This window comes from Acinetobacter sp. YH12219 (assembly GCF_013417875.1).
In the GTDB taxonomy this organism is placed as follows: Bacteria; Pseudomonadota; Gammaproteobacteria; order Pseudomonadales; family Moraxellaceae; genus Acinetobacter; species Acinetobacter amyesii.
In genome coordinates this window covers 1-2,664 of record NZ_VPDC01000058.1, presented here as the reverse complement: position 1 = coordinate 2,664, position 2,664 = coordinate 1, and the positions used below count along the sequence as shown (strand labels likewise).

The window sequence follows — 2,664 nt, the reverse complement described above, 5'->3', positions numbered from 1 at the left end:
CTTCAAAATTCTTGCTGAGCGATATCGCAATCGAGGCAAAAGACTAGCATTAAGATTCAATCTAATTGCTGGAATTTATAACTTGGAGCTGAGTGAAAAATGACTTATGAAAGAAATCTAATAATTAATTTTAATTTCTCTAGGGTTTTCCATATTACAAAGCTTACTTACAACTTCATCTCCTCCACCGTACATTGTAATTTCCTTATTTTCGATCAGAAAATGGCTTTGTTGCATAAATATGTAAGCATCTGATTTAAATAAATTTAATTTTGGATCAAAAAATAATCAAAACTTTTAAAATCATATAGTTATGAAATCTTTGTGCAACAAAGCCCACCTATATTTAAGTATTATTTTTTTAAAACAAGTAATTTAATTTCACCAAAAATTTAAAATGATAGCTTTAAACCCAATATCTTTATTTAATAAACTTATAAGTCTATAAAATATTGAGTTTTCTTGAGACAACAAACCCGCTTAGGCGGGTTAATTTTAAATTATTATAAAAAAATCAACTACCTTCTTATTTCAAACGCTTGAAAGTTATTAGGATGCTTCTGTTTTCTATATTGTTCAGATTTTACAATAAATATAACATCAAACAATCCCTCATAAGAATATATATACCTATAATTACTTAATCTTGAGTCAAAATCAATTTTCTTAAAATTTAAAGAACTATTATTTTCAAAAAAATTATCATTAAAATTTGGGATAAATTTAGTATAAAATACATTTTTACTATGTAATTTAATAACACTCCATTCAGAATCACCAACATTTTTAATTAAATTAACTTGCAAGTCTGGAAAGTTCGGGATATTAAAATATACTCCTTGCTCCTTCTTAAAGTTATTATTTTTGTGGGCTAAAATTTCTAACTTACCAAGCATTAAATCTGATTTATTAAAATCTCCATTTTTTACACAAAAAATAATTCTTTCAATTAATAATTGGTAATTAATATTATTTTTTGAAATAAATTCATTATTCATATTCAATCCATTTATCGACTTATCATTAACACTATTATTTGCATAACAGCCGAAAAAACTAGTACTTACCCATACGATTACTAGTAAAAAAATACGCATTCCATATCCCTTACAAGTATGATTTGAAATTAATTTTCGTAATAGCCATTCTCAAACAAAGGATCAAGTTGACCATTTTCCAACTTCCACGATGATACACTGAAATCATGCTCACCATCAGCATCAAATAAATCGACACCTTTACCATCCTCGGGATATTCAGGATAAATGTAAGCATTATCTCCATATTTTTTATAAAATTGACTACACCACATATATGGATTTACCACCCTAAAAGGGGGAATTTTTCCATCAATTTCAATGTATCCTTTTCCATTTGGCAAGTCATCAATGACATCATCTAAAATATCTTCTGCTTCTTCAGCACAGGTATCATTCAAAATTACATTATAAGGTTTTCCTTTAAGTACTGCCGCTTCAACTTTTGCTACTTTTTGTTTAATTTTATGAAATTTTTTTTCCGTGATATTTATTTTAAATATTTGAACAACTTCATAAATTAAATAAGAAGTTGTACTTGGCCTTTTATTTACGTATCCATTTGCATAAATTTTTTCATTTCCGTCTATCTCTTCTTCACCTTTTTTATATTCTATATCTCCCAACTCTTCTGTTGGGCCAAAACTAAAAAAGGCCTCCACAACATTATTTTTGGTTATGTAAAAGAAAGCATGGCCATAATCACTACCCTCCCCTTGCAAAATTTGAACTTTTTCAACTTTATTTTTTAAAATACCTACTTTGCGTTCAACAAAAGCTGTTTCTGCTAAATTTGCTTCAAATCCAACCAACAAAGAATAATTATCAATTTTAATTTCAGTTTCAGGCTTTCCTTCTTGTGTATCAACCATTTGACTCATTTAATTATTATCCTTTAAAAAATCTTCAGCATCTTGACCAACCAAAATTCTTAATTTTTCCTTCTGCTGAGTAAAAATACGTTTTGTCATTGCGTTAATGTCACTTATTCCAGCCAAGTATTCTCCATTTGGTTTTACAATCACATATTTTTCATTTGGCATTATTTTTTGAGTATGATCTATGACCTTAATTTGTTGACTGAAGCTTTTCAGTTCATTTGGCAAGGTTGTGATTGGAACATTTACTTGTTGAGGCCCCACAAACTTATGCTGCCCTGCCTTCACCTCAAACTTACCGCTAGTAGTAGGCAATACACCCGCACTACTAATTTCAATCTGACTACCACCAGCAACTAAAACAATTTTTTTGCTTGCTTTGATTTCAACTTTATCTTCCGTGGAAATAATTTGAATACCTTTTCGGGCAATCAGATCTGCCCCATCTCCTTGGGCTTGGATTTCAACTTTGCCTTTGCCCGCATACGCACGTAAGCCTTCTTGTGCCGCAAATAGACTGATCTTGCTTTGCGCATGGGCAATTAAGGATTTTTGACTGCTGAGATTGATGCTATCGCCTGCACTTTGGCTGATCTGCCCATCTGCTGAAAGATGAATATCTTCCTGACTACTCACAGCAATTGAGTTCGGTGCAGATAAAATCATTAAGGCTTGTTTAAAGGCATCAGCTTTTTCTTTACTCCCTTTTTCGATTTGGCCAAGGAAGTTTTTCAGATTATCTAAGACTT

General features: G+C 30.6%; 3 protein-coding genes and 1 pseudogene. 1 reads left to right on the top strand and 3 read right to left on the bottom strand.

Going from position 1 to position 2,664, the window contains the following annotated elements; translation table 11 throughout:
- Positions 1-103, top strand: a pseudogene (locus tag FTV04_RS16530) (IS5/IS1182 family transposase); the annotation flags it as partial.
- Positions 104-518: 415 nt separating this feature from the next.
- On the opposite strand, the gene FTV04_RS16525 reads toward FTV04_RS16530, so the two are convergent.
- From FTV04_RS16525 to FTV04_RS16515, 3 genes are all read right to left on the bottom strand, one after another.
- Positions 519-998 carry a hypothetical protein gene (locus tag FTV04_RS16525; RefSeq protein ID WP_180002898.1) on the bottom strand — a complete coding sequence of 160 codons (480 nt, stop codon included), beginning with the start codon at positions 996-998 and terminating at the stop codon, positions 519-521.
- Between the two features lie 128 nt (positions 999-1,126).
- Complete coding sequence (locus FTV04_RS16520; protein WP_067764051.1) at positions 1,127-1,918, bottom strand: hypothetical protein; 792 nt, start codon at positions 1,916-1,918, stop codon at positions 1,127-1,129.
- The coding region (locus FTV04_RS16515; RefSeq protein WP_180090421.1) for a DUF2345 domain-containing protein at positions 1,919-2,664 on the bottom strand (746 nt) is incomplete at its 5' end. It abuts the gene before it with no gap.